The sequence below is a fragment of the Micromonospora sp. WMMD736 genome (assembly GCF_049179015.1).
Taxonomy (GTDB): Bacteria; Actinomycetota; Actinomycetes; order Mycobacteriales; family Micromonosporaceae; genus Micromonospora.
In genome coordinates this window covers 4227748-4253237 of record NZ_JBMHMI010000001.1, presented here as the reverse complement: position 1 = coordinate 4253237, position 25490 = coordinate 4227748, and the positions used below count along the sequence as shown (strand labels likewise).

The window sequence follows — 25490 nt, the reverse complement described above, 5'->3', positions numbered from 1 at the left end:
ACAGAATGTGCGATCGGTTCATGCCGACCGGTCGGCCCTGCCCGCCGGCCCGTCCGTCGGGCAGAGTGGTGCGGTGACCGTTGAGCTGACCCGCCCGGTGTCCCGCCGGCTGCTGGGGACCGAAACGTTGCTGGTCCTGGGCTTGTCCCTCGGCCAGTCCGCCGTCTACGCGGTGGTCTCGATCATCGCGAAGCTGACCGCCGAGGGCCCGCTCTCCAAGCAGACCGCCGCACTGAACACCTCCGCGTCGGCCCGCCCCTGGCTGGACCTGACGTACCAGCTCCTCGGCATCGTGTTCGCGTTGCTTCCGGTGCTGCTCGCCGTACACCTGCTCAGCAGGGACCCCGGCGACCCGGCGCGGACCCTCGGCCTGGACGCGCGGCGGCCCGGTCAGGACCTGGCCCGGGGCGTCGGCCTGGCCGCGCTGATCGGCCTGCCCGGCTTGGCCCTGTTCTGGGTGGCGGCGCAGCTCGGCATCAACGCCACGCTGGTGCCGGCGGCCCTACCGCACGTCTGGTGGGCGGTCCCGGTGCTGATCCTCGCCGCCGTGCAGAACGCCGTGCTGGAGGAGGTGATCGTGGTCGGCTACCTGGTCACCCGGCTGCGTCAGCTTCAGTGGCGGCTCGGTGCGGTCATCGCGGCCAGCGCGCTGCTGCGCGGCAGCTACCACCTCTACCAGGGCTTCGGCGCGTTCGTCGGCAACGCGGTGATGGGCGTCGTGTTCAGTCTCTTCTACCTGCGTACCCGCCGGGTGATGCCGCTGGTGATCGCGCACACCCTGCTCGACGTGGTCGCCTTCGTCGGCTACGCCTCGCTGCCCCGCGAGTGGTTCGACTGGTTGTGACGCGGCCGGTAGGCGGCCACCGCACGGGCCGCCAACCGATCGGCCGCCGCCGCGTCGCCGAGCGTGGCGGCCACCACCGCCGCCCCCGGCACCAGCCGGGACGCCAACCGCAACGCCACCCATCCGCCGGCCTGCGCGGTCAGCGGCGCGGCCAGCCGCCAGGCGGCCTCCGCCGCCTTCGGCCACGCCCCCTCCACCGGGTCGCCGGCCTCCCGCGCACCGACCAGTGCCGCCCGCGCGCTCGCCGCGTCCGGATGCACCTGGGTCAACACCAGCAGTTCCTCGGCCCGATCGGGGTGCGCCGGGTCGCGGCCGTACGCCGCCGCCAGGTGCAGCACCAGGTTCGACTGGCTCCACAGCACCGACACCAACTCCGCCAGCGGCGCGAACAGCCCGGCGAGGGCCGCCGCCGCCCCTCCCGCGCCCGCCGCCCGCACGTACCGCCGGGTCGCCAGCCGGGCCAGACCGTCCGCCGGAGCGTCCGGGTAGCGTTCCCGCAGCCGCCGCGCCCACTCGGCCGCGCCGGGTCCGAGCATCCGCACCGCCTCCATGGCCAGGATCTCCGGCGCGAAGCCAGGATGGTCGCGCAGGCGCGCGACCACCGCCGGCAATTCCGGGGTACGCGTCGAAGCCTGCTCGGGGTTGCTCGGTGCGACCGTCACTGGGGCCGGGCCCGGGGTGATCGCGGAAGTGGCTTCCGGGCTGGGTGCCGGTGCGCTCACCTGCGGCGTGGCGACCCGGCGCGGGGTGGGCTCGGCTCCTGCGGCCTTCTCCGGATCGGCCGTGCGCGAGGTGGCCTTGCCTGGAGCGGCGGGGTCCGACTTCGCCGCGCGCGAGGTCGCCTTGCGCGGCGTCACCCTGCTTGGCCCTGCCTCGTCCGGCGTCGCGCTACCTGCCGCCGCTCTGCCCGAGGTGGCCTTGCTGGGGGTGGCCTTGTTCGGGGCCGCCTTGGTCGGGGTCGTCTCGCTGGCGGTGGCCCTGTTAGAGGGCGTCGCGCGAGTGGGTGCGGCACGCTTGCGAGGTGTCGGCGTGACCTCGGTCGGCTCGGCTGTGACCGGCGTCGCATCTGGTAGGGCCTGCGCCGACGGTGGTGTCGGCGCCGCGACGGCTGCCGTAGCGGTCTTCCGGGGGCGGGGAGTCCGCGCCTTTGGTGGCTGGACCGTCGGTTCTCCCGCCGTGCCGGTAATCACCGGAACCGTGTCGGGCTGCGCGGCCTCCGCGGCGGGCTGCCCGGTCTCCTCGGCAGGGGGTGCCGCTTCCCTGGCGGCGGGTGGCTCGGTGGGCACGCGCTCCGCGCGGGCGGGGGTGAATTCCGACTGTCGGGGCAGAGGACGGTCTGGCTCCGGTGGCTGGAAGATCACCGGCGCTGCCTTGGCCCGGCGTGGACGCGGGCTCGCCGGTGCCGCAGGGGCGGTCTCGGCAGACTGCTCGGTCACCTGCGGCGGCGTGAACGTGGCCCGCGCCGGACGCCGACGCGGGCGCTCAGCAGGCTCTTGGCGAGTCGGTTCGCTGGGCGGCTGCTCCTGCATATCGATGGAGCGTAGTCCCGATCACGTCGCCGCACAGCGGTGAAATACCGGGACGGACCACCCCGGTCGGCGTACCCAGGAAGTCGCTTTGCCCCCGGTGGCTGCCGACCTGTATCCTCGGGCGCGGTGGTCTGCGGGCCACCAGGGAGACTTCGCCTAGTCTGGTCTATGGCGCCGCACTGCTAATGCGGTTGGGGTCTTAAAGCCCCTCCCGGGTTCGAATCCCGGAGTCTCCGCGCGAAAGCCGGGTGTGTACACTGGCTGAGCACGAGCGCCCGTAGCTCAATGGATAGAGCATCTGACTACGGATCAGAAGGTTAGGGGTTCGAGTCCCTTCGGGCGCACAGTGGTTGAGCAGGGAAAACACCCCTCCAGTCATCGATGAAGGTCGACTGGAGGGGTGTTTTTGTGCCACTTGGGTGGCACGCTGGACCCTCGATGTTGGCTCACCGCCACGCAGTACGAAGCGGCTACATATCCGATGAGGCGACGCCGCCTGCTTCGAAGCCCCTACCCCTTGCTCGTCCTACCCACCGGGTTTAACCACCTGGGATCGCCAAGCATGGCGATCCACTACAGCCCACGCTGCTCCCGCGCGACGGTCCGGGACGGTCAGCGGGACGGGGTGCCCGAGTTGGGCTATCTGGCAGCGAGGCTAGATTGGAAGATCAGCGCGGGTCCGCCGTGCTCCAGGAGCTCGTAGGCTTCCCTCGTCTGAAGCTCCCTTGCCCTACGAAAAACGCTTGAGCAGGCGCTCGACGAAGTCAGGCCCCTTGGTAGTGCTGTCGTGCGATATCCCCAGCAGGTGCTCGACGAAGTCAGGCCCCTTGGCGATCTTGTCGAGTGAGTTCCCCGTGCGGCGTTCGTGCGCAGCAAACTCGCCGCGGAGGAAGGCCAAGGTCGCCGGTAGGTCTGCGTCTGCCAGCGGGGTGCCCGCCGAGGCCAAGCGGCTGAGCTGCTTCGGAGACCGTACGGGCTGGCCCACGAGCTTCGCCGTTGCCACCATTGCCAGATGGAAGCGGTAGTTATTGCGCTCAGGCACGCTGACGCCGGCAGTCTCCGACGCCAGGAAAGCATCGATCTCCTTCTGAGCCCGGGCGACCCAGAGATAGATCTCCACCGGGATTTCCGTGGAGAAGATCCGCTTGTACTCTTCGTCACGCTTCAGCAGGCTAGAAGGTCGGGCACGGGAGTTGTCGGGGCGGCTCAACCCCATGGCCATAACCGCCTGCGCAAGTAGGGAGATGCTCACGATCCGTTCGGCGCTGCGGCCGCTGTTGCGGTAGAAATTCTTCCGGCGGTCGTAGTACCAGTCGTGTCCGAGGAAGTACGCCTCAATGTCCCGCTGGATGTTGTCGGTGGCCCGCAGCGAGGCGGCTGGCACCGACGTTTGGCGGTTGGTGGCACGGATGACGAGATCCCGGGTAGCCAGGTCGTCGCCCGTCACCAGGATGCGGACTAGCACTGAACGGTCGAGGGCAGGATGGCTTTCAGATGCCGTGCGCAAGAAATTGAAAATGGTGTGCGAGGACTGCAGCCCGTTGACTACCTGGACATCGTCTAAAGAATAAGTCTTGCCAACTGCGGTTGCCTTGGAGCAGACGATAGTAACGCCGTTGTTGAGCCACCAGAATTCGGGGCCTTCGGGGTCTTCCAACGAGGCCCGGATTTCTCGGTTTACCTCAACGTCGCCTTGATAGTCGCGGACGTTCCAGTCGAAGATGTGCCGCCGGAGTTGGCCGTCCTCATCCTTTAGGAAAGCCATGTAATCGCGGAGCTTAACCAGAGCGACGTGGCTGTTGCCGCTGGTCGCGTTTTCCTGGTAGGTCAGCTCAGTTGTGTATGACGCGACGGTGTTCGCCCGTCGCCATAGCTCGGCCGCCCCGAGGAACTCGACGTGGCCCTTCGCGCCGGATATGACGCTAGCGAGTTGGGTCTCAAGGTCCCGCGCCTTGATCTCGACCTTGGTGTTGATCGAGTTTTGGCCGGTGGCCCGACCACGGGTGGCATACACGAAGTGGATTTCCACCTGGGGATGCCGTGTGGCTAGGGCCCGGAGGGCCTTTCGGAAGAATCCGGTCCGCGAGACGGTGCCTGAGGAGTAGAGCTTGAGGAGATCATCTTCGTTCTCGGCGAGACTCAGTAACCGCGCGAGCGCAGCTGCAGCCTTGTCGATGGCCGTCTCGGTGAAAGAGGTCTCCCGCTTGGCCTGTACCAACCAGAGTTGCAGCTTGACGCCCCGGGGCAGCCTGCTCGATGAGAATCCGGCCTGCAGCACATCGCTGTCCTCGGAGAGAAGCATTCCATCGACGAATACGTAGATCGCGTCGATGGCGCCGTCGTTGCTGCCTCCGATGACTCCCTCAGCGACTTCCTCTGCGGATAGTTGCCGGGTTACGAGCGCCTGTTCCGCGGCGAACAGTTCGAAGGCTTCGTCGTCGCGGATCGGGACCGATCGCTCGGCCTGCCGCTGGACCAGAACTTGATCGAGCAGCACCTGTTCGTTGTCGGCCACGCACGAAGTGTAGGGGAAGCCTCTCGTCCCCGCGATCCTGATAGGCATCTGTCTTTTGCCTGCTATCCGACCGATTGGTGGAGATCTCCACCTAACCGAGAGGACTGTTGCACCCTCCAGGCAGAGAGTGTGCCGGCCGGTCGTCGGGCCGTGCGACCCGGCAGTACTTCGACACGAGTCAGGCGTGCCATTTGAGTGGCACCTTGCAGGAGCGAAGCGTGTTCGGGCGTCACGTTCCGTTTACGCTGCTATATATCAAAGCAGGACAAACATATATATGCAGGTCACGGCAACTCCTTTGCGTTGACTACGGATTAGAAGGTTAGGGGTTCGAGTCCCCTTCGGGCGAACAAGATCAAGAGGGGCCCGAGCTTCCGAAACGCGGTTCGGGCCTTTTCTGCTGTCCGGCCTTTTCGGACGGTGAGTGTCACGTGGGTGCGATGTGGGTGCGGCCCCGGAAGCGACCCTCTCGCGGTTCCGTCGGGACGTGACCTGCGACTTTGCGGCCTGCTTGCGCTTTCGTGGGGTCCGAGCACCTGCTTTCGGTTTTGTCGGCGCCGGGGTGCCGGCTTTGGGGCCGCGCGGTCGGGCCGGTTCTTGCGGGCGCTGGCTTTGGTCTTTTTGCGGGTGCGGCGGGCGGCGTTGAGGACCAGTTGGGCGGTGGCGTCGGCGCAGCGGCGTTGGATCTGCGGTAGGACGCTGGTGTAGGTGTCGGCGGTCACCACGATGCTGGGGTGCCCGAGGAGGTCCTGCAGGGTTTTGAGGTCGGCGCCGGCTTCGTGGGCGAGGGACGCGGCGCCGTGGCGCAGGTCGTGCAGGCGTTCAGTTCAGACGGGTCGGCAGCCCAGCCGAATCCGGTGTCCATGCTCCACGGCTGCGGTCAGCCGGCGGTACCCGGTGGTTGCGGCGGCGGGTGTGCCGATGAAGGTAATGCGAGCGGCGGACATTGCTGCTTGCGTGGTCACCAGATTCGGAAGTGTTCACTGGTTCTCAGTAGGAATGCGAACCGTCCAGCCCCCGCCCTGTCAAGGCTGTCCGTGCTGGAGTCCGCAGCCTCCTCTTCGCTTAGCTTGTTGCGGCGTTGCCAGTACATGACCTGGGACAGGAAGCGCCGCCGAACAAGCTCTGGGTGGCGGTCGGCGATCATGCAGAGGAAGGTGTCGACGTGCTGCACATCGATGCCAGCGTCAACATGGTCGAGACACTGCTGGAAGTCATTGACGTCACCGTCCTGGGTGACGAGTATGTCGACCCTGCCAGCATGGGCAGCGGCCAAGACATGGTGATCATTCGGATCTCTAGGGCAGGGAATAGACCCAGGCTCCCAGTTGGTGACCTTGGCTTCAGGGAAGTTCTCGTCCAGAGAGTCACGCCAACGCTCGATCTGCTGCTCCGGCGCACCTGGATGATTGCGGCGTAAGTGGTAGAAAGCCTCAGCCAACACAGCCTCGCTCCATCGAAGCTCAAACGCGGTATGTTGGCTGTCGAGTGCCATCATCACCAGCCAATCACGCAGGCATCGTGAGTACAGGATGTTGGCGTCTATGAACACTGTAAGCGGCACCGGCAGCACGCGTTGAGGCTACCGATACCGCATGGCTAAAGCCACAGTGGAGGTTTACTCGTAGATGCCCAAGTCGTCTTGCTCGGTCATCAAAGCTTCATAGGCCTCGCGCTGTTGAGAGATGCGGCGCCGACGGTAAGCCAGTACGTCCCTCAGTGCTACTCGACGGTGCGTGCCCACCTTGTGGGACTTGATCGCTCCTTGATCAAGCAGGCTGATCACGGTCGGTCTAGACACGCCTAGCACTCGTGCGGCCTCACTGGTGGTGAGCTCTCGAGCAACCTCGCTCACGACCACACCGTCCCCGCGGTCAAGGACGGCGCTTACTTGCCTCAGTAGATCAACGACCAGGCTGGGGACGGTGACGGATCCCGCGTTGCGGGCTACTAGGCGCACCTCATCGTGATCCAGTTGTGAGAGAAGAGCGAAGAGAGACTGCAGTGAGTTGTATTCCGGGCTGTCCTTCCGGTTGGCCGCTTCGGAAAGACGGAGCGCCGTTGCCGCGAGTGTCGTCGCCGTGGCCATGATCTACTCCTCGCTGCGGAGCCTCTAGGTGAGCTCGCGCCTCTAGTTTCGGTCACATCTGCAGCATCCGCAACTAGCTTTGATTTATTTCACTTACCTGAAGTCTAGCCGAGGGATGCCGCCTTCGCTGGTAGACGCGGGTGTCTGGGCGGAACTCGGGCCATGCCGGCCGACCGCAGGAGCGCAAGAGTGCCTCAAGCCCCTCGTTGTACCCGTCGCCGAGTAGGCGAGACCACCGACTGTGGCAGTGTCGTCAGCCGTCTCATCCCCGACCGCCGGGCCGCCCCGGGCCTACGCAGGCGCACCGGCCGATCACAGTTGCGGGCATCTGTGTCTGTTACCGACTCACTGGGATGGACTGTCCCTGGATCTGCAATCTCGCGCTCCGATGGTTCGCCGTTGTCGGTGCGCTGTTCCGACGGTGGTCCGCGTGTGGATCCTTACCGTCCTCGCCGCTCAGCGCGCGACGGCGACCCGGCGATCATCGCGCTGACCGTCTCCGCAGACTCCTCGACGCCTTTGTCCTCGCCATGACGCTCCCACCAGAGCACGCCTGCCCTGGTCGATCTGGCGACGAAGATCCCCGAGTCGCGCCCGACGAGCCCCAGGCGACAGTGCCCACCCATTTTGATCGCGCCCGACGGCCGGCAGGCACCTTGAATCAGGCGAACAATGCGATCGCGGAGAGGATGAGTCCGAGTACGGACATCACCATTCCGGCGGTGCGGTATTCGGTAGTTCTCGCGGGGTCGAATTTCACCAGGCCGAAGTGGCCGACCAGGCGTGCCATCCCGATCGGACGCCATGCCAAAAGGGCACCGGCCACCAGTGAGAACAATCCAACGATAAGGACGGTCGTCATCGTCCAAGGGTAACGCTGATCCGGACGGAGCGCTGCCCACCGGAGGGTCGGGCCGGCGGTCAGCGGCGCCGTCGGCGGTGCCGCGTGATCACCGTGGCCAGCGTCGTCGCCAGGGCCGCCACTGCGGCCACGCCCAGTACGATCGTTGCTCCGGCAAGTCCCATAGGGACGATCGTACGTCGCACCCCGCTTGTTCGCACGCTAGTCCAGATTTGCGGGCGTCTCGTTCGGGATGAGGGCCGGATCCACTCTGTCAAGAATTGTTTGACATGCTGTCTACAGGCGTCCGTCAATGTCAAATTGACGGACGGTCGAGCAGATGCCAACTAATTCACAAAGGGATGTCGCCTGGCATTGTCGTGGATATGTTGAGGTCTCCGTTGTTCGCACGAACGAAAGGGAGGACGAGCAATGATCATCAAGGGTATGACGGACGCCTGGCAGAACCGAGGGTCCGAGGAGGCCACCATGCCGGCCGTTCCGGCGGGCGCTTCTCCGCTGGACGAGATGTACCTGGAGTCGATCGTCGGTGGCGCCGCCGACAGCCTCGACTTCTTCACCTTCGTCTGCAGCAGCAGCGTCCCGCCGTCGGTCGTCTGCCCGACGACGTCGAACCTCTGCGCCTGATCGCGCGGAAGCGCTGCGCCGAGTAGTCCGGTGCACCGGCCGCCCGTCCCGGCCCGACCGGGGCGGGCGGCCGTCCTCATCCATGACGCGGGGAGGCTCCATGTCGACAGACCTGATGCGCCGCTGGTCCACCGTGCCGCCGTTCCGGACGCTGCCGGAGGACGCACTGCGTACCCGACTCTCCCTTCCCGTCGGCGGCAGCCCACCACCTCCGGGTGACGCGCCTGGATCGGGGTCTGCGGCGCTGCCGCAAACGCTGGCGGAGTCGCCGGTCGGCTGGATGGCCGAGGAGCCGGTTCTCTGGCCGCTGCTGCCGTTGTGGCCCCGGCTCGCCGACCTGCACGGGGCCCTCACCGAAGCGGGACGCGCCGAGGACCAGGGGGCTGCGGCCACGGTGGCCGATCGCTATCTCCGGAGTCTGCTGGGCGACGTGCGCCGGCTCGCGTGCCGCGCGGCCGCAGAAGATCTCAACGCCCCGAACGAGAAAGCCGGGAAGACCGGAGGATCGCCGACTGCCCGGCGGACCGAGGCGGAAGCGGCGGAGATGCTTGCCGTCCGGTACGCGACCCGCCCCGCCGCGGCCGAATTCGCCGACCGGTACGCCCCGCTCCTCCGCCAGGTGAAGCACGTCCTCGACGCGTACCTGCGCACGTTCACCGAGATGCTGCAGAGGCTGCGCGCGGACGGCCCGCTCGTCACGCCGCTGCTCGGCGGGGTCGAGGCCCGGCAGATGCGAGCGGTACGCGCCGTGGGCGACCTGCACGAGTCGGGCGCGGTGCTGCTGCTCACCTTCGCCGACGACACCCAGCTCCTCTACAAGCCTCGCAGCCTCGCCCTGGAAGTCCAGCTCACCTCGGTTCTGCGGTGGCTGGACAGCCACGAGCCGGGACTCGCGCCCCGGGTGCCCCGATCGGTGGACCGCGGTCGCTACGGGTGGCAGGAGTTCGTCGCGTGGTCGCCGGCCCGCTCGGCCGACGAGGTGCGGGCCTTCTATCGCCGCTCGGGAGCGCTCGTTGCGCTGGCGTACCTGATGCGGGCGACCGACCTGCACTACGAGAACGTGCTGTGTGACGGCCGGTCACCCGTCCTGGTCGATCCCGAGTGTCTGTTCACCACCTCCTTCCGCACCCGTGGCGACGGTGTCGAGGAGATGGGTGGGGTGAAGGCCACCACCGTCCTGGACTCCGGTCTGCTGCCGGAACCCGGCCACCGCGGCGACCTGCCGACGGCCCTGGACCTCTCGATGCTCGGCGCCGTCGGCGAACGGCGGCAGCCCCGGCAGATCCGCGAGCTGCGCGTCGACGAGCACGGCCGATCCGAGTTCGTGATGCGGTCCCTGCCGGCGGAGGACGCGACGCACATGCCGGTGCTCGACGGCCGCGTCGTGCCGGTGGTCGGGCACGAGGACACGGTCGCCGACGGTTTCGTCGCTGCGTACCGGATGTTCCTGTCCGACCGTGACCACCTCGACCAGCTCCTGGGCGGGTTCGCCGGGGCCCGGGTGCGGCACATCGTGCGACCGAGCTGGCAGTACGGCAAGTTGCTGTACGAGTTGGGGCATCCCGACGCCGCTCGGTCGGCACTCAAGCAAGAGGAAGTCGTCAACACGATCTGGCCGGCGAACGCCCACGAGCGGCAGCTCGCCCTCCATCTGTTCGGCAGCGAACGCCGTGGACTACTGCGCGGTTGCATCCCGACGTTCGAGCGCCGCGCCGGTGATGTCGACCTGCTCTCCGACGGCGAACTGGTGCACTCGTCGGCTCTGCTGGTCAGCGGGCTGGACCTGGCCCGCCAGCGGCTGCGCTCACTGTCCGCCGAGGATCTGCGGGTGCAGACCGGGATCATCCGAGCCACCCTGTCACTGCTGCGCATCCCGGCCGACGCACGGCACCGGCAGTCGTACTCCCCGGTCCGCGCCGCAGCGCCGGACAGCGACGCCGTCCTTCGCGCGGCCACCGACATCCGGGACGCCCTGACGGCCGACATGGCCGACGTCCGCGGCCGAGCCTGGTGGCTGGGCGGTGTCGAGGTGTCCAGCGGAATGTTCGGCGTGCGACCGAGCCCGTTCGGTCTCTACGACGGCGTCGCCGGGATCGCGCTGTTCGCGGGCTACCTGGACTTGATCACCGGAGCACGCAGCCGGCTGGCCACCTCCGCCCGGTCGGCGATGCTGGTCGATGCCGAGTCCGTGCTGCAACACAGCACGCTGGAGCAGCTGGCCCGCAACCGTCAGCTTGGGGTGCTGAACGGGCTCTGGGGAACGGTGTACGTGGCAGCCTGCCTCGGCCATTCCGCCGGGGACTCCGGCCTGGCTCGCTGGGCCCGCGACGTCGCTGACCGGCTGACACCGGCCCCACTGCCGACCGACTGGGACCTCCTCGGTGGTTCCGCCGGAATCGCCGCCACGGCGGCGGAGCTCGCCACGGCCTTCGGCCGGGAGGCGTACGCGACGGCCGCCGACCGGTTCCTCCGATCGACCGCGATGCAGCTGGAATCCGTCCTGCGTGCCGAGGAGATTCCGGCGGGCGTGGCACATGGCATGTCCGGCGCCGCCCTCGCCTTCGGCCGGGGAGCCGGCCTGTTTCCCGGCGCCGGGTGGGACACCGCCGCCCGGGTGTGCCTCGACGCCGAGCGTTCGCAGCGTCGTCCCGACGCGGGTGGCTGGCACGACGCCCTGCTGGCGCGCGAGGGAGTGCCACAGGAGGGCAAGCGGCAGAGCTGGTGCCGTGGCGGGGCCGGGATCGGACTGGTCCGGCTGGCACTCGGCGAGGAGGCGGCCGGCGGCGGCGCACTGATCGGCAGCGAGGAGAAGCTCGACATCGACCTGGCGGTCCGGCTGACCGTCGAGCACGGTTTCGGGTACGACCAGAGCCTCTGCCACGGCGCCATGGGAGCACTGGAGCTGCTGCGAGCCGCCGGATGCGAGCAGGAGTACGACGCCCACCTCGGTGGACTCCTCGCGGCCGGTGAGCGGCACGGCTGGCGTACGGGCCTGCCGCGGCCGCTGCCGGATCCGGGCCTGTTCACGGGCGTCGCGGGCATCGGCTTCGGTCTGCTGCGGCATCTGGAACCACGCGCCGTTCCGCGCGTCGTGACGCTCAGCCTGCCGGCCGGTTGCCGGTCGCCGGAGGGGCCCGTCGAGGAAGGAGCGCGGAGCGATGCGTGACAGCATCACCGATCCGTACGAGAGCGTCGAGGCGTCCGCCGCCGGGGTGGAACGAGCGGCGCTGTGCGGGCTGGCCGCGCAGCGTTCGATCACCCGCCTGTGGGTGGCGCTCGCGGTGTGGATCCTGCTCGCGCTCGGAGTGCTGGTGCTGGTGCTGGTCGTGAACGGGATCGGGAGGTAGCGGCAGCGATGGCGAAACGGGTTCAGACGATCCTGCAGATGTCCCAGTCGGACTGCGCCGCGGCCTGTCTGGCGATGGTCGGCAGCGCTCTCGGCCGCAGCGCCTCGACCGGCTTCTGGCAGCGCGCTCTCGGCAGCGGCCGGGACGGTACGTCCGTCGCGCGGATCGTGACGACGGCCACCGCGCATGGCCTGACCGCGCGGGCGTACGCCGTGCAGGATCTGCGCGCCGCGGTCACCTCGACCGTGATGCCGGCGGTCCTGCACGTGGACGGCAACCACTTCGTGGTGCTCACCGGTGTGCGGGGTGGCCAGGTCGAGATGGTCGATCCGGGGGAGGGCCGGCAACGCTGCGACGTGGACGCCCTCGCGCGGCGGATGTCCGGGCCGCTCATCGTCTTCGGCGTTGCCGGCGACGGACGTACGCCCCAGTCGCCGGACGTCGCGTCGCGGTTGTCCCTGCGGGGAGTGATCACGCGGAGCTCTCGCGGGTTGCGCGGCCAGTTGATCGCCGCCACCGCGATCATGGTCGCCGCCACTCTCGGCCCGGCGTTGCTCACCCGCGAGGCGGTCAACGCCGCCGTGGCCCGCGAGGGGCACCTGTCGCCCTGGCTGGTCGGCGTCGCGGCGGCAGGCTGTCTGGGCCTGCAGTTCCTGGGCACTCTGCTGCAGTCGGGGCTGGTCCTGCGCCTACGGGCCCGGATCGACGCGCGGTTGATGACCGCCTTCGTCCACCACCTTCTCGGCAAGGACCTGGAATTCCTCGAACAGCGTGCGGCCGGGGACATCCTCTCCCGGATCTCCGCCAACGCCGCCCTCCGGGATTCCCTGACCCTGCTGCTTCTCGCCGCCGGCCTGCACCTGCCCCTGACCCTGATCTATCTGGCCGCCCTGGTGGCCGTCTCGCCGGCCCTGTCGGTGATCGCGCTGCTAGGCGCCGCGTTGCAGGTGGGCGCCGCGGTCGCCTTCGGCCGGCGGGTGGAGGCCGCCCAGCGGGAGGCACTCCGCGCCGACGCCGAGCTCCAGATCAACTCGGTCGACGCGGTGAACAACTACGCGGTGATCAAGGCGATGCGGCTGGAAGCCGGGGTGACCGGACGCTGGCTGCGGACCTTCGCGGCATCGGCTGCCCGGGGCCTCAAGCGCGACTCCGAACTGCAGTCCCTGCAAGCCTTCACCGGCCTCGTGCAGTTCGCCGTCCCCATCACCATCGTGCTGACCGGCGTCTGGCTGGCGGCCGACGGCACCGTACGGCTCGGCTCCGTCCTGGCCATGCTGACCGTCGCGGGCATGTTCCTGGCCACTCTCGGGCGCCTGGTGACCGGGGCGCAGGGCATCTTCCTGGTCCGCGGCCAGCTGGAGCGGCTGGAGGACATCATCGACGGCGCAGCGCCGGCACCGGTCGCGCATGCCGGCGATACGGCTGCCGGCCAGGACGCCGCTGCCGTCACCGCCGCCGACCGGCACCCGGCCCGAGCGGCGATCCGGCTGGAGCGGGTCAGCTATCGCTATCACCGGGACGGCGCCGATGTGGTCGACGACGTGTCACTGGAGGTGCGCCCCGGCGAGCTGCTCGGCATCGGCGGGGCCACCGGTGGTGGCAAGACCACCCTCATCCACCTTCTCCTCGGCCTGTACCAGCCGCAGTCGGGCACCGTGACCAGGGCGCGCGTCGACGCAGGCGGCCGGCGGATGCCCGGCGAACTGTCCTACGCCTACGTACCGCAGGACCCGGAGTTGTTCTCTGGCACCATCCGCGACAACGTGCTGGCGTGGCGCGCTGGCGTGCCCGACCGGGCGGTCTGGGAGGCGCTGGAACTCGCCGCGGTCGAGGAGGACGTCGCGGCGATGCCGCTGCGACTCGACACGCCGATCGGCAGCCGCGGCATGCACCTCTCCGGCGGGCAGCGGCAACGCCTCGCCCTGGCCCGCGCCTTCCTGGCCCGGCCGGACCTGCTGGTGGCCGACGAGCCCACCAGCCACCTGGACCCGGCCACCGAGCAGACCGTGCTGACCGCGCTGCGGATGATGCCCGGTACCCGGATCGTGGTCGCCCACTCGACGCCGGTGCTCGGCGCCTGCGACCGGGCGCTGCGGATGACCGCGGGTGATCTCACGCCGCTCACGGTCGTCCCCGGCGGCCCGCTGTCCCTCGCCGACGTCGACGCCGTCAACTGATCAGACTGGAGGTAACGCCATGACGAGCGAGCCGCGCACCAGCACCGACGGCCCGGTCTTCATCCTGTGCTTCGCCCGGTCCGGGTCGACCCTGTTGCGGGTTCTGCTGGACGCTCATCCGGAGCTGGCGAGCCCACCCGAGACGAGCGTGGCCCGGGTGTGCGAGACCACCGAACGGGCCTGGCGGCAGGTCTGCCTCTCCGGTGGTCGCGGCCCGCTGCCGACCGAGGCGATCGACGAGATCCGCTCGGCGGTGGATCGACCGATGCGCGCGTACGCCCGCGCCCGGGGCAAGCGCCTCTGGGCCGACAAGTCGCTCGACAACCTCTTCCTGGCCCCGCTGCTCTCCGAGGTCTTCCCGCAGGCCCGCTTCGTCGCTCTGCACCGGCACTGCCTCGACTTCGTGATGTCCGGCCTGGACGCGAGCCGCTGGGGCTTCGCCGCGTACGGTTTCGAGAAGTACGTCCAGAAGTCCCCCGGCAACACCGTGCACGCGCTCGTGCGGTACTGGTGCGATCACACCGAGGCGCTGCTGAGCTACGAGCGGCGCAACCCGGACCGCACGGTGCGCGTCCGGTACGAGGACCTCGCCCGCGACCCGGACCACGAGATGAGCCGGCTGACCGGATTCCTGGGCGTCGAGGACATCCCCGGCCTGTCCCGGTCGGCTTTCGTCGGACAGCACGACATCGGCGCCGGCGACCACAAGCTGCCGTTCACCGACCGGGTCTCCGCCGCCAGCGTGGGTACGGGACGACGCGTACCGGTCCACCTGATCCCAGCCGACCTGATGCAGCGGATGAACGAGTGCCTGCGCCAGCTGGACCACCCGGAGGTCGGACCTGACTGGAACGCCCTGCCGTCCGAGGGGCCGGCGGGCGAAGGGCCGGACCGGTCCGCCCGCACCGCGCTGGCCGACGTGCTGGGCGGCGACGACCCGGCCCCCCGGCTCTGCTCGCACGAGCAGGACCGACTGCGGGACCACGTGCTGGTGACGATCGAGGACCGGCAGTCCTCCTGGCTGATCGACCCTGCGACGGGCGAGGCGTCGTTCTGCGACCGGCCGTGCCTGCCGCCGGCGCGCATCCTGACCGACTCGGCCACCCTGCGGGGCGTCGTCACCGGGGAGGCCAACATCGGTGGTGTGCTGCGCACGGGGGCGCTGCGTGCGGTCGGCGGCGTCTCCCGCGTGGCCGACGTCGTGGCCGGGTTGCGCGCCCGGCACCCGGCCGCCGGCTCGCGGGCCCTGGCGGTCACGGTCGGTGCGCGATGATCGGTCACCTCCTGGCGTGGTGCTTCCTGTTGCTGTTCTCCGCCTACACCGCAGCCGCGATCATCAGCTTCGTGCCGGCGGTGGACCGCCGGATGCGACAGGTCCGGATCGGGGTCGCAACGCTGCGGTCGATCCTGCCGTTCTGGGGGCTGTTCGCTCAGCGCTTCGGCATGTTCGACCTCGACCTGTCCTACCGGATGCACAGCAGATCGGCGGCGGCCACCTCGCCCGACGCGGACGAGCATCCCTGGACGCCGCTGACCAGCAACCGCTGGCGCTGGTGGTCACCGTTGTGGCGCCCCGGCCAGCGCGCCGATCAGAGCGCGCAGATCCTGGCGTACCGGCTGATCAGCGGGGGTGCGGCCGATGGCCGCGACATGCGCGACGACCCCGCATACCGGCGGGTCGTGGCATCGGTACGCCGCTCAGCGCTGCGGGCCGCCGACCTCACCCCTGCGGACCGGGCCGAGTTCCGGTTGGTGCTGACCCGTGGGTACTGGACCACGTCGCCGCCTCGCACGATCTTCGTGTCCGCCCGCGAACCCGTCCTCCCCGAACCAAGCAGCCGATCGGAGGTCCGTCATGACAGCTGAATGGTTCCCGAGCGCTCTTTCCGCCGACGACCTGTTTTCGCTGGCCGCGCGGGTGGCCGGCATCGCCCTGCTGGTGACCGGTGCCGAGTTGACCGCCGCGCTCCCCGGGCTGGCCCGCTGGCGGCGCCCGGACGCCGCCGCCGGTCCGCGATGGGTGCTCGCACACCGGATGATCGCCCTGCTGCTGGCCCTGCTCGGCGGCTGGTTCCTCGTCGACCCGCGAGCGTGCCTGTCCGGCGGAGGGCTGGCGGCCGTTCTGATCCTCGGTTACCTGATGGTCGCACTCCAACCGCTCGGTGACGGCGCGGACATCATGCTCATGATCGTGCTGGCCGGCCTCGGCGTGCTCTGGCTGGTGCCGTCGGCCGGCCTCACCGACTGGGCGGCGTGGCTGGTCGCCCTGAACGTCTGCCTCGCCTACCTGTGGAGCGGTGTGGCGAAGCTCCGGGTGCCGGCGTGGCGGCACGGACGTCAGGTCGCCCTGGCGGTCAACTCGCCGCGGTTCGGCTCGGCGCAGATGGCCTGGCACCTGCTCAACCGGCCCACGATCACGCGGCTCACCGCCTGGAGCGTGATCCTGCTCGAGGTCTCCTGCCCGATCTTCTTCATTCTCGGTGGCTGGCCGCTCATCGCCTGGGCTGTCTGCGCGATCCTCATGCACGTGTCGGTCGCGATCATCATGGGCCTCGGCCGGTTCCTGTGGTCGTTCGGCGCGGGCCTGTTCGCCATGGCCGGCGCACGCCTGCTGGTCTGATCACGTGGGACACCGGTGCTGCTGCACGACGTCGCTGAAATGGGCGTGAGCTGCCTGTCGGCTCACGCCCAGCAGATCCCCGATCTGCCGCCACTTGACGCCTCGGTAGCGGGCGTGCGCGACGGCGCATTCCACCATGGTGACCGAGCGCGTCTGCAGCGTCAGCACCTTGGTGATCAGCTCGACCGCATCGGACTCGGTATCTTGCTGGCTGACATCCGCGCACTGGTCGAGGATGGCCTCGGCCAGTTGTTCCAGGTCCTGCGAAAGCTGAGCGAGTCGATCGATGGCGACTTCCGGCGTCTGCGGGGAGCCCGCACCCGAGCCGGCCTGAGCGCCTTCCTGTGTGAACCGCTGCCCTGGCGTGTGCGACTGCACGTCCTGTCGTCCCCCGTAACTCATGGAGACACCGGGCCTGATCGTCGTCTCACCCGGCATTGCGGCGCGCGGGTGGCCGGGCGGCACCGAACGGCCGCCGAGCCGATCCCCCGTACCACTATCCCCCGTGGATAGTCGAACGTCACTGAAGTATCCCTCGACCGGGTGACCAAACATGACAGTCTCATGACACCCGCCGGGCAGCCTCCACAGTGCGCGGTTCCGTGGTCAACAGGTCGCTGTCCAGGAGCGGAGCTTGTCGGGGTTGAGTACGGCCCAGATGTGGTGGATGTGGTCGTCGCCGAGGTCGAACGCCATCACCGACACGGTGACGCCGTTACGCCGAGCCACCAGACCGGGCTGGCCGTTGACCGTGCATTCCTGAAGCGTCACCCCGGCCGCCGCCGTGGGCCGGTCGACGAAGAAGCGGGCAACCTGCCCGGCCCCCTCGATCGGGTGGAGCGCGGCGGTGACGAGCCCTCCGCCGTCGCCGGTCGCCGTGGCGTCGGACGCCAGCAGGCCGATGAGCGCGTCGATGTCCGTGGTCTCCCACGCCCGCTTGAAGGCACGGACGAGATCGGCGCGCCGGGTCGACGGGCCGGCGTCAGGGCGTGGGACCTGGATGCGTCGGCGGGCCGACACGGCGAGCTGGCGGCAGGCCTCAGGGGTACGGCCGACGATGGCCGCCACGTCGGCGAAGGGGTAGCCGAAGATGTCGTGCAGGATGAACGCCACCCGCTCGGCAGGGGTCATCGCGTCGAGCACGACCAGGAAGGCCATGCTGACCGACTCGTCGAGAGTGACCTGGTCGGCCGGGTCGGCGCCGCCGCTCGACCGGCCGCCGATCCATTCGGCGCGGTGGGGCAGCGGTTCCGGGATCCATTCGCCGACGTAGCGCTCGCGCCTGACCCGCGCCGAGCGGAGCAGGTCCAGGCAGATGCGGCTGGCAACTGTCGTCAGCCAGCCGCCGGGAGCGTCGATGTCCTCCTGCTGCCGGTGGGACATGGCGTACCAGCGGGCGTAGGTCTCCTGCACGACGTCCTCGGCGTCGGCCAGCGAGCCCAGCAGCCGGTACGCCAGGTTGGTGAGCTGACGTCGTTCGCTGACGATCGCGCTCAGCTTGGCGTCGGACCGGCCGTCTACCGGCTCGGACGGGTGGGCCATGGGTTCACCGATTCCTTCGGACGATCTGGCTCACCTCTTACGACGAATCGTCGCCGCGAATTGTGCGGTCGCAGGTCGCCTCACATCGTGTCGGGCTGTCTCGTCGTACCGCCAGAACCGCAGAGGGAGGAAACCGACAGTGGAACCCGTGCACGTCGCGATCATCTACTACAGCTCCACCGGCACCATCCACACGTTGGCACGTGCCGCCGCCGAAGGGGCCGAGGAGGCCGGCGCGACCGTGCGACTGCGTAAGGTCTGCGAAACCGCGCCGGTGACGGCGATCAGCGCCAGGCCGGAGTGGGAGCAGCACCTGACGGACACCGCGGACGTCGCCGAGGCCAGCCACGACGATCTGGAATGGGCCGACGCGGTGCTCTTCGGCACCCCCACCCGCTTCGGCAACCCCGCCAGCCAGCTTCGTGTGTTCATCGACACCACCGGCCCGCTGTGGTTCCGGGGCAAGCTCGCCGACAAGGTGTACTCGGCCTTCACCTCATCCAACACGGCCCACGGCGGCCAGGAATCCACCCTCCTGGCGCTGGCGAACACCTTCTGCCATTGGGGCGGCATCATCGTGCCGCCCGGCTACACCGACCCGGTTCAGTTCCAGGCCGGCAATCCCTACGGCGCCTCCCACGTGGCCGGCGACGGCCCGCCCGGCGACGTGAGCCTCAGGGCGGCCCGCCACCAGGCCCGCCGGGTCGTCGGCATCGCCACCCGCCTCGGGGCGGGCGGCGCTGCCTGAGTTCACCGCCACGAGGTACGGGGCCCGCAGAGTTCGCGCAACCCGCGGCGGAGATACGGAGTTCCGCCGCGACCTCGTTTATCTGCCCCTAGCGTGGAGAACAGGCCACCTCGGGTGCCGAGCAACGGAGGGGTCATGACAGCCACCGCGGACGAGGGCCGGGTCGGCCTGCGCCTTCCCGGAATCGTGCTCGGGGTGGGGCTCGGCGGCTTTGCCGACGGGATCTTCCTGCACCAGATCCTCCAGTGGCACCACATGCTCACCAGCACCAACTCCGATCGCATCGGGGTGCGGTACTACAACCCGCACACGGTCTCCGGGCTGGAGATGAACACCGTCTGGGACGGCATCTTCCACGTCGTGTGCTGGCTGGCGGTCCTGGTGGGCCTGGCCGTCCTGTACTCCCGGGTCACCCACGACCGGCGCGCGGTCTGGGGTTCGCGGGTGTTGTGGGGCTGGATCATCGCGGGTTGGGGCCTCTTCAACCTCGTCGAAGGCGTGGTGGACCACCAGATCCTCGGCATCCACCATGTTCGCGGTGGCCCCCACCAGCTCTGGTGGGACGTCGGTTTCCTCGTCTTCGGCGCGTTGTTGCTGGTCGGCGGGTGGTTCATTCAGCGCGGTGGCCGGGTCGCCGACGCCGACCACTCGGTCTGATGGATCCCCACCCGCACCACGAGGGCGCCACGCTGGGAGTCGGACTGGCCGAGACCGTGCTGCCCACCGTCGTCCTGCTCGCCTGCGCGGGCCTCTACCTCTACCTGGTCGTGCGGGTACGCCGCCGGAACCCGGTGCTGGGCTGGAACCGATGGCGTACGGCGAGCTTCGTCCTCGGACTGCTCCTGCTGGCCGTGGCGCTCCTGCCGCCGCTGGCACCCCTTGCCCATACCGACTTCCGCGGCCACATGACCCAACACCTGCTCATCGGCATGTACGCCCCGCTCGCGCTGGTCCTCGCCGCCCCTTTCACGCTGCTGCTGCGGGCGCTACCCGCGTCCCGCGCCCGCCGACTGACCGCGCTGCTGCACACCGCTCCGGTCCGGGTGCTGACCCATCCGGCGGTGGCCTTCCTGCTCTCCACCGCCAGCCTCGCGGCGCTCTACTTCACCCCGCTCTACCACCTGGCCACCGGCGATCCGGTCGGTCACTGGCTGCTGCACACCCACTTCCTGCTCTCCGGCTCCCTCTTCGCGTACGTCATCGCCGGCCCGGACCCGGCACCCCGGCGGCCCGGGGTCCGCACCCGGCTGGTCTACCTCGGTCTCGCGATCGCGACGCACGCCGTCATCTCACAACTGATGTACGGCGGTTTCTGGGTCGACATCCACGCCCCGATCCCGCAGGTCCAGGGCGGGGCGCAGCTGATGTACTACGGCGGGGACATCGCCGAACTGCTCCTCGTCGCCGCCCTCGTGGCGACCTGGCGACCCGAGCGCCGCGATCGGTCCGGTGACACCATCCCGCTCGTCACCACCCCGGCATCGACCTAGCCTGTGGGTCGCCCGGATTCCTAGGTGAAGCTCAGAGCGTCGGTCCGGGCGCGTTTGAGCTCGGAGAACGCCGGACAGCCGGCGAGCAGACGGGCACCGTCGAAGACGCGGAGGGCGTCTTCTCCGCGTGGGATCGAGGAGAGGACGGGGCCGAAGAAGGCCACGCCGTCGACCACGATCGTCGGGGTGCCGAGATCCTCACCCACGAGTTGCCGCGCGCGGGCGGTGCTCGCCCGCATCTGGTCGTCGACGTCGCTCCGACGAGCGACGTCGGCCAGGTCGGCGGGAAGGTCCACCTCGTCCAGAGCCGCCGGGATGACGGCGCCGAAGTCCTTGTCGCCTTCGTCGTGGATCCGCCGACCGAGCGCCGGGTACAGACGCGCGAGGGCGGCGGACCCGTGTCGGGTGACGGCCGCCGTGCACACCCGCGCCGGCCCCCAGGCCCGGTCGTTGAACTCGCGGTACCAGGGCTCCAGGTCGCGATGCTCGTTGACGACGGCGAGGCTCATCACCTCGAACCGCAGGGCGATGGGCCGCAGGCGGGCGACCTCCATGAGCCACCGCGAGGTGATCCAGGCGAACGGACAGGACGGGTCGACGTAGACCGTGACCTCTGGGGTGAGCGCTTGAGACGACTTATCTTCCACGGAAGATAATGTATCTTCCGTGGAAGGTATAGTGCAAGCGTGGCTGAGGACCGGGTTGCCGACATCGTGGACCAGTGGCGTCGTGAGCGACCCGACCTGGATCCCACCCCGCTGCTGATCATTGGGCGGATCCAGCACCTGGCCGAGGTGCTCGACGCGGCCCTGCGGCCGCCGTTCGCCGCCGCAGGTCTGGGTAACGGCGAGTTCGACATGCTCGCCGCGCTGCGCCGCGAGGGCGAGCCGTACGCGCTCACGGCGGGTCAGTTGAGTGAACGGATGCTCGTCACCACCGGTGCGGTGACCAAGCGGGTGGACCGGTTGGTCACCCGAGGTCTCGTGTCGCGCTCGATCTCCGAGGCCGACGCGCGCGGCCGGGTGGTGGGCCTGACCCCGGCCGGAGTGGCGTTGACCGACCGACTCATCGGCGAGCACCTGGCGAACGAGGCGGCGATCCTCCGAGGCCTGACGGACAGCGACCGCAGCGCGCTCGAGCGCCTACTGGCGACCTTGGCGCGCACCGTGGGGGCGAGAGCGCAGCAGGCCGGCCAGAGGCTTTGACACACGCCCTAAGGGGCGGCGGCTCGTCGTACCGGCCCCGGCGAGCAGCCGGAGATGGTATCAATCTCCGAAAGGCGAAGAATCCGGGCAAGGTCGGGCGGCGACATGTCGACAGGCGCAGCGGCGCTGCTTCGCAAGCCGGAGCAGCCGCAGCGGCCGAGTCTCCTGGAACTCTTCTTCGACCTGGTGTTCGTCTTCGCGCTCAACCGGGTCTCCCATCGGCTGGTCGATGACCTGACCCAGGGGCGAATGGTCCTCGCCGAGGTCGGCGAGACGTTCCTGTTGCTGATGGCCTTTCTGTCACTCTGGTTCGTCACGGCGTGGGTCACCGATCTCTACGACTCCGAGCGACCACAGGTGCAGTTCGTCGTCTACACGGCCATGCTCGGCGCCCTGATGATGGCGGTCGCGGTGCCACAGGCGTTCGGCACCGGGGGCCTGGTCTTCGCCGGCTCGTACGTGGCGGTGCACATCGTGCGTGGTCTCATCATCGTGCCGCCGTTGCGTGGTCTCGAGGCGCAGCGTCGGGCGGCGGGGGTGCTGCTGTGGTTCTCGATGTCCGCCGTCCCGTGGATCGTCGGAGCGCTGCTGCCGGATGCGGCGCGGACGGTGCTGTGGGCGCTCGCGCTCGCCATCGACGGTACGGCGCTGCTGCTCTTCTACCCCGCGCCGTGGAACATCTCCAGCCGGCCCAGGTGGCCCGTGTCGGCGGAGTACATCTCCGAGCGGTACCGCCAGTTCTTCATCATCGCGCTCGGTGAGCTGATCCTGACCACCGGATCGGCCTACAGCGACACGTCGTTCCAGGAGGGCGGCGCCGCCGCGGCGTTCGCCGTCTCGTTCGCCACGACCGTGCTGTTGTTCCGGGTGTACCTCTTCAAGGCGGGCCAGTTGCTGCCCGGTGCGCTCACCGCCGCCCGCGACCCGGCGCACCTCATCCGGGAGGCGTTCATCGCCCACATGCTCATGGTCGTCGGCACCGTCGCCATCGCCGTCGGCTACGAAATCGTGATCACCCATCCGTTCGGGCGCACCGGCACGTCCTGGATCGTCGCCATTCTCGGCGGACCGCTGCTGTTCCTGGCGGGACGAATGCTTGTCGAACACGCGGTGTTCGCGCGGGTGTCCCGCTCCCGGGTGATCGGCGCCCTCCTGCTGGTCGCCGTCGCGCCCGCGATGATCTACGTACCCCCGCTGGTGGTGGCCGGCACCGCCGTCGTCGTCCTGGCCGGCATCGCCATCTCGGACGCGATCCGCGCCATGGGCAAACCCCCAGAGCAGCCGTCCCCGCCCGGCTACGGACGTTGACGAGCGGGCCACGGACCCGACCGGCCGGGTGGTCGAGGCGACCACGAACGGCCGGGCCGGGCCGACTGGCCCGGCCCGGCCGTTTCACGACCGGTGGACGGTCACGGGCTGGTGCAGGTTGGCGACGGGTTGGTAGGCGTACCGGAGCCGAGGAAGCCGAACGTCGTCGTGCCGCCCGGGGCGAGCGAGCCGTTGTAGACGGCGTTGCGCACGGTCGCGGTCGAGCCGCTGGTGCTCAGCGTGCCGTTCCAGACCTGGCTGATGCTCTGCCCGGTGCCGAGTGTCCAGCGGACGGTCCAGCCGTCGACGGCGGCGGTGCCGGCGGTCACCGTCACCTCACCCTGGAAGCCACCGGACCACGAGTTGACCGTGTGGTAGGCCGCGGTGCAGGCAGCGCCGGAGGGCGGCGGGGTCGTCGGTGGCGGCGTGGTGGGCGGTGGCGTGGTGGGCGGTGGCGTGGTGGGCGTACCCGTGGTGGGCGGTGGCGTCGGTTCACCCGGCGGCACCAGGGGGCAGGTGGCGCTGTACCGCGAGACGCCCCGGCTGTCCGCCAGCGGGCAGAGGAACTGGGTGTAGCGGGTGTCGTTGTCGAGGAACGTCTTCAGCCAGGGGATCAGGAGCCGCATCTCGGTCGGGTTCGACCTGGTGAAGGAGAGGTGGTCGTTGCCGGCCAGCTCGGCCCAGGCGTGTTCCACCGTGGCCGGCAGACTGTTGTAGATGCCCTGGACGTACGAGGGTGTGACCGTCCCGTCGTTCTGACCGGACAGGAGCATGGTGGGCACTTGGGTGCTGGACATGTTCAGGTTGTTCCCGGGGGTGCCGGGCGCGAGACCGACCGCCGTCTTCAGGGTGGGCCGCCGCAGCGAGGCGAGCAGGGTTCCCGCGCCGCCCGCCGAGTGACCCATGACGCCCAGCCGGTTCGGGTCGACCTGGTTGCGGACCGGGCTGGTCCGGGTGAGGTAGTCCAGCGCGGCGAGCAGCTGGGTGGCCCGCGCGTCGGCGCCGTCGGTACGGCTGTTGGTCTCGATGCCGATCACCACGAACCCGAACGAGGCCAGCCAGGGGCCCATCCAGGCCTCCTCGTTGGCGAACAGGGCGGAGTAACCGGGGACGATCGCGATCGCGCCCCAGGTGCCCAGGCTGGTGTCGGTGGGGTAGTAGACGTACCCGCCGTTGAAGCCGTTTCCGGCCGGCACGGTCGCCTGCGTGGTGGCGAACGGACCTCGGGTGGCGGCCACGCTGGCCAGGGTGGGGTCCGGGCCCCGCTGGTACGGGCTGTCCGCGACCGCCGCGTCCCGGGTCGTCGTGGCCAGCGCCAGACCGAGGACCACCGCCAGTCCGGCCGTCAGCCACCGTGTCGGCTGCTTCATCGACGGCTCCACTGCTGGTTGGTCTGACCCGTGCACGTCCAGAGGACGAGCTTGGTGCCGTTGCCGGTGCCCTGGTTGTACGGGTCCAGGCAGAGGCCGGACTGCACGCCGGTGATGGTGCCGTTGGCGTTGACGTTCCACTGTTGGTTCGTTCCGCCGTGGCAGTCGTAGATGGTGACAAGGGTGCCCGGCGAGGTGCCGTAGCCGGCGGCGTCGAGGCACTTGTTGCCGTACACCGTCAGGGTCTTGCTGGACGTGTAGGTCCACTGCTGGTTGGTGCGGCCGTGGCAGTCCCACAACTGCACCTGGGTGCCGTTGGTGGTGGAGGAGCCGGGGACGTCGACGCACCGGCCGGAGAGCGTGCCTACGAGGGTGGTGGTGGTCTGACCGCCGCCGCTGCTCGGGTCACCGATGCTGCCGGGGACCGACTGCAACGCGCTGTACCAGCGGGCGGCCATCTTGTCGTAGCCGCCGGCGGTGGGGTGGACGCCGTCGATCAGGTCGGAGGTGCTGAGCGCGCTGTACATATCGACCAGGTGCACCCGCTTGCCGGCGTTGACCTTGCTCTGCACGATGCCGGGGATCGCCGCGTTGAAGGTGCGGGCAGCCGCGTTCTGGCCGCTGTTGGAGATCGGAATGATCTGCGCCACGAACACCTCGGCGGTGGGCACGGTGTTGGTGATCTTGTCGATCAGGGTGGAGAGCCGGTTCGGAGCCGTGCTCACGTTGTAGTTCTGCAGGATGTCGTTGGTGCCGATGTGCAGCAGAACGGTCGCCGGTCGTTGCGTGTTCAGCCAGTTGACGATGTTCGCGTCGATCTGGTCGATCCGCCAGCCGGGATGCCCCTGGTGGTCGTGGTCGCCCAGGCTGCCCGGCCCGTTGAACTGCGATCCGACGAAGTCCACCGTGTACCGGCCGCTGACGAGCCGCTGCCACAGCCCGATGCGGTAGCCACCGGGCACCTGTGTGCCCTCGGTGATGGAGTCGCCGAGTGGCATCACCCGTACGCCACCGTTGGACTCTGCGCTGGCGGGACTGGTGGGTGCCGCCACCCCGGCGATCACGACACCGAGCGCGGCGAGTGTCGCGAGCCATCGTGCCCTCGTTCGCATGGATCTCTCCCCTTGGTTGGTAGAGCTGGCCGAGGGCGTTGGCCGATCGGTAGGGCCGCCCGGGCAGCCGACATCCGAAGGGGGCCGGCCGGACCGAGCAGCCGC

At 69.3% G+C, this 25490-nt stretch carries 24 protein-coding genes and 2 tRNA genes; 15 read left to right on the top strand and 11 right to left on the bottom strand.

All coding sequences use genetic code 11. From position 1 onward, the window contains the following. Window positions 1-73: 73 nt before the first annotated feature. Window positions 74-844 carry a CPBP family intramembrane glutamic endopeptidase gene (locus tag ACN269_RS19000; RefSeq protein WP_421473695.1) on the top strand — a complete coding sequence of 257 codons (771 nt, stop codon included), beginning with the start codon at window positions 74-76 and terminating at the stop codon, window positions 842-844. On the opposite strand, the gene ACN269_RS18995 is transcribed toward ACN269_RS19000, so the two are convergent. Next, window positions 805-1701: a hypothetical protein gene (locus ACN269_RS18995; protein WP_421473694.1), complete on the bottom strand. Its 897-nt coding sequence runs from the start codon at window positions 1699-1701 to the stop codon at window positions 805-807. The genes ACN269_RS19000 and ACN269_RS18995 overlap by 40 nt on opposite strands. Before the next feature lie 817 nt (window positions 1702-2518). On the opposite strand from ACN269_RS18995, the gene ACN269_RS18990 reads away from it, so the two are divergent. Then, window positions 2519-2609: transfer RNA gene (locus tag ACN269_RS18990), tRNA-Ser, on the top strand. Between the two features lie 35 nt (window positions 2610-2644). After that, a tRNA-Arg gene (locus ACN269_RS18985) sits at window positions 2645-2717 on the top strand. 386 nt (window positions 2718-3103) lie between these two features. Here ACN269_RS18985 and ACN269_RS18980 read toward each other — a convergent pair. From ACN269_RS18980 to ACN269_RS18960, 5 genes are all read right to left on the bottom strand, one after another. Beyond that, window positions 3104-4888 (bottom strand): AIPR family protein, encoded by a 1785-nt coding sequence (locus tag ACN269_RS18980; protein ID WP_421473693.1) that lies wholly within the window; start codon window positions 4886-4888, stop codon window positions 3104-3106. Window positions 4889-5202: 314 nt separating this feature from the next. Further along, window positions 5203-5697: a hypothetical protein gene (locus ACN269_RS18975; protein WP_421476420.1), complete on the bottom strand. Its 495-nt coding sequence runs from the start codon at window positions 5695-5697 to the stop codon at window positions 5203-5205. A 152-nt stretch (window positions 5698-5849) separates the two neighbouring features. Continuing rightward, window positions 5850-6461: a PIN domain-containing protein gene (locus ACN269_RS18970; RefSeq protein WP_421473692.1), complete on the bottom strand. Its 612-nt coding sequence runs from the start codon at window positions 6459-6461 to the stop codon at window positions 5850-5852. A 45-nt stretch (window positions 6462-6506) separates the two neighbouring features. After that, complete coding sequence (locus ACN269_RS18965) at window positions 6507-6977, bottom strand: helix-turn-helix domain-containing protein (RefSeq protein WP_421473691.1); 471 nt, start codon at window positions 6975-6977, stop codon at window positions 6507-6509. A gap of 661 nt (window positions 6978-7638) precedes the next feature. Beyond that, window positions 7639-7839: a hypothetical protein gene (locus ACN269_RS18960; protein ID WP_421473690.1), complete on the bottom strand. Its 201-nt coding sequence runs from the start codon at window positions 7837-7839 to the stop codon at window positions 7639-7641. 411 nt (window positions 7840-8250) lie between these two features. Here ACN269_RS18960 and ACN269_RS18955 point away from each other — a divergent pair, with 411 nt between their 5' ends. The 7 genes from ACN269_RS18955 (at window position 8251) to ACN269_RS18925 (ending at window position 16610) form a co-directional block, all read left to right on the top strand. Next, window positions 8251-8466: a hypothetical protein gene (locus tag ACN269_RS18955; RefSeq protein ID WP_421473689.1), complete on the top strand. Its 216-nt coding sequence runs from the start codon at window positions 8251-8253 to the stop codon at window positions 8464-8466. A 100-nt stretch (window positions 8467-8566) separates the two neighbouring features. Next, window positions 8567-11632 carry a type 2 lanthipeptide synthetase LanM family protein gene (locus ACN269_RS18950; RefSeq protein ID WP_421473688.1) on the top strand — a complete coding sequence of 1022 codons (3066 nt, stop codon included), beginning with the start codon at window positions 8567-8569 and terminating at the stop codon, window positions 11630-11632. Further along, the gene (locus tag ACN269_RS18945; RefSeq protein WP_421473687.1) at window positions 11625-11813 is read left to right on the top strand and encodes a hypothetical protein; all 189 of its coding nucleotides are present in this window, start codon (window positions 11625-11627) and stop codon (window positions 11811-11813) included. Before ACN269_RS18950 ends, ACN269_RS18945 begins: the two co-directional genes overlap by 8 nt. Window positions 11814-11821: 8 nt before the next feature. Further along, a complete protein-coding gene (locus tag ACN269_RS18940; protein WP_421473686.1) occupies window positions 11822-13990 on the top strand; it encodes a peptidase domain-containing ABC transporter in 2169 nt (722 codons plus the stop codon). A gap of 19 nt (window positions 13991-14009) precedes the next feature. Continuing rightward, the gene (locus tag ACN269_RS18935) at window positions 14010-15263 is read left to right on the top strand and encodes a sulfotransferase family protein (protein WP_421473685.1); all 1254 of its coding nucleotides are present in this window, start codon (window positions 14010-14012) and stop codon (window positions 15261-15263) included. Beyond that, complete coding sequence (locus tag ACN269_RS18930; protein WP_421473684.1) at window positions 15260-15856, top strand: hypothetical protein; 597 nt, start codon at window positions 15260-15262, stop codon at window positions 15854-15856. The genes ACN269_RS18935 and ACN269_RS18930 overlap by 4 nt, the downstream gene beginning before the upstream one ends. Next, complete coding sequence (locus ACN269_RS18925) at window positions 15846-16610, top strand: hypothetical protein (RefSeq protein WP_421473683.1); 765 nt, start codon at window positions 15846-15848, stop codon at window positions 16608-16610. Before ACN269_RS18930 ends, ACN269_RS18925 begins: the two co-directional genes overlap by 11 nt. Here ACN269_RS18925 and ACN269_RS18920 read toward each other — a convergent pair whose 3' ends face one another. Continuing rightward, window positions 16611-16988 (bottom strand): hypothetical protein, encoded by a 378-nt coding sequence (locus ACN269_RS18920; RefSeq protein WP_421473682.1) that lies wholly within the window; start codon window positions 16986-16988, stop codon window positions 16611-16613. It abuts the gene before it with no gap. Window positions 16989-17216: 228 nt separating this feature from the next. Then, complete coding sequence (sigJ, locus tag ACN269_RS18915; protein ID WP_421473681.1) at window positions 17217-18152, bottom strand: RNA polymerase sigma factor SigJ; 936 nt, start codon at window positions 18150-18152, stop codon at window positions 17217-17219. Window positions 18153-18291: 139 nt separating this feature from the next. Between sigJ and wrbA the strand changes: the two genes are divergently transcribed. From wrbA to ACN269_RS18900, 3 genes are all read left to right on the top strand, one after another. Next, the gene (gene wrbA / locus ACN269_RS18910) at window positions 18292-18900 is read left to right on the top strand and encodes an NAD(P)H:quinone oxidoreductase (protein ID WP_421473680.1); all 609 of its coding nucleotides are present in this window, start codon (window positions 18292-18294) and stop codon (window positions 18898-18900) included. A 135-nt stretch (window positions 18901-19035) separates the two neighbouring features. Beyond that, complete coding sequence (locus ACN269_RS18905) at window positions 19036-19557, top strand: DUF2243 domain-containing protein (protein ID WP_421473679.1); 522 nt, start codon at window positions 19036-19038, stop codon at window positions 19555-19557. Next, window positions 19557-20390, top strand: coding sequence for a cytochrome c oxidase assembly protein (locus ACN269_RS18900; protein WP_421473678.1), 834 nt, complete (start codon window positions 19557-19559; stop codon window positions 20388-20390). Before ACN269_RS18905 ends, ACN269_RS18900 begins: the two co-directional genes overlap by 1 nt. Window positions 20391-20410: 20 nt before the next feature. On the opposite strand, the gene ACN269_RS18895 is transcribed toward ACN269_RS18900, so the two are convergent. Beyond that, the gene (locus tag ACN269_RS18895) at window positions 20411-21037 is read right to left on the bottom strand and encodes a disulfide bond formation protein DsbA (protein ID WP_421473677.1); all 627 of its coding nucleotides are present in this window, start codon (window positions 21035-21037) and stop codon (window positions 20411-20413) included. Window positions 21038-21076: 39 nt separating this feature from the next. Here ACN269_RS18895 and ACN269_RS18890 point away from each other — a divergent pair, with 39 nt between their 5' ends. Further along, complete coding sequence (locus ACN269_RS18890) at window positions 21077-21595, top strand: MarR family winged helix-turn-helix transcriptional regulator (protein ID WP_421473676.1); 519 nt, start codon at window positions 21077-21079, stop codon at window positions 21593-21595. A 105-nt stretch (window positions 21596-21700) separates the two neighbouring features. Beyond that, complete coding sequence (locus tag ACN269_RS18885; protein ID WP_421473675.1) at window positions 21701-22903, top strand: low temperature requirement protein A; 1203 nt, start codon at window positions 21701-21703, stop codon at window positions 22901-22903. 101 nt (window positions 22904-23004) lie between these two features. Here ACN269_RS18885 and ACN269_RS18880 read toward each other — a convergent pair whose 3' ends face one another. Both ACN269_RS18880 and ACN269_RS18875 read right to left on the bottom strand, forming a co-directional pair. After that, a complete protein-coding gene (locus ACN269_RS18880; protein WP_421473674.1) occupies window positions 23005-24273 on the bottom strand; it encodes a cellulose binding domain-containing protein in 1269 nt (422 codons plus the stop codon). Beyond that, window positions 24270-25385: a ricin-type beta-trefoil lectin domain protein gene (locus ACN269_RS18875; RefSeq protein ID WP_421473673.1), complete on the bottom strand. Its 1116-nt coding sequence runs from the start codon at window positions 25383-25385 to the stop codon at window positions 24270-24272. Before ACN269_RS18875 ends, ACN269_RS18880 begins: the two co-directional genes overlap by 4 nt. Window positions 25386-25490: the final 105 nt, after the last annotated feature.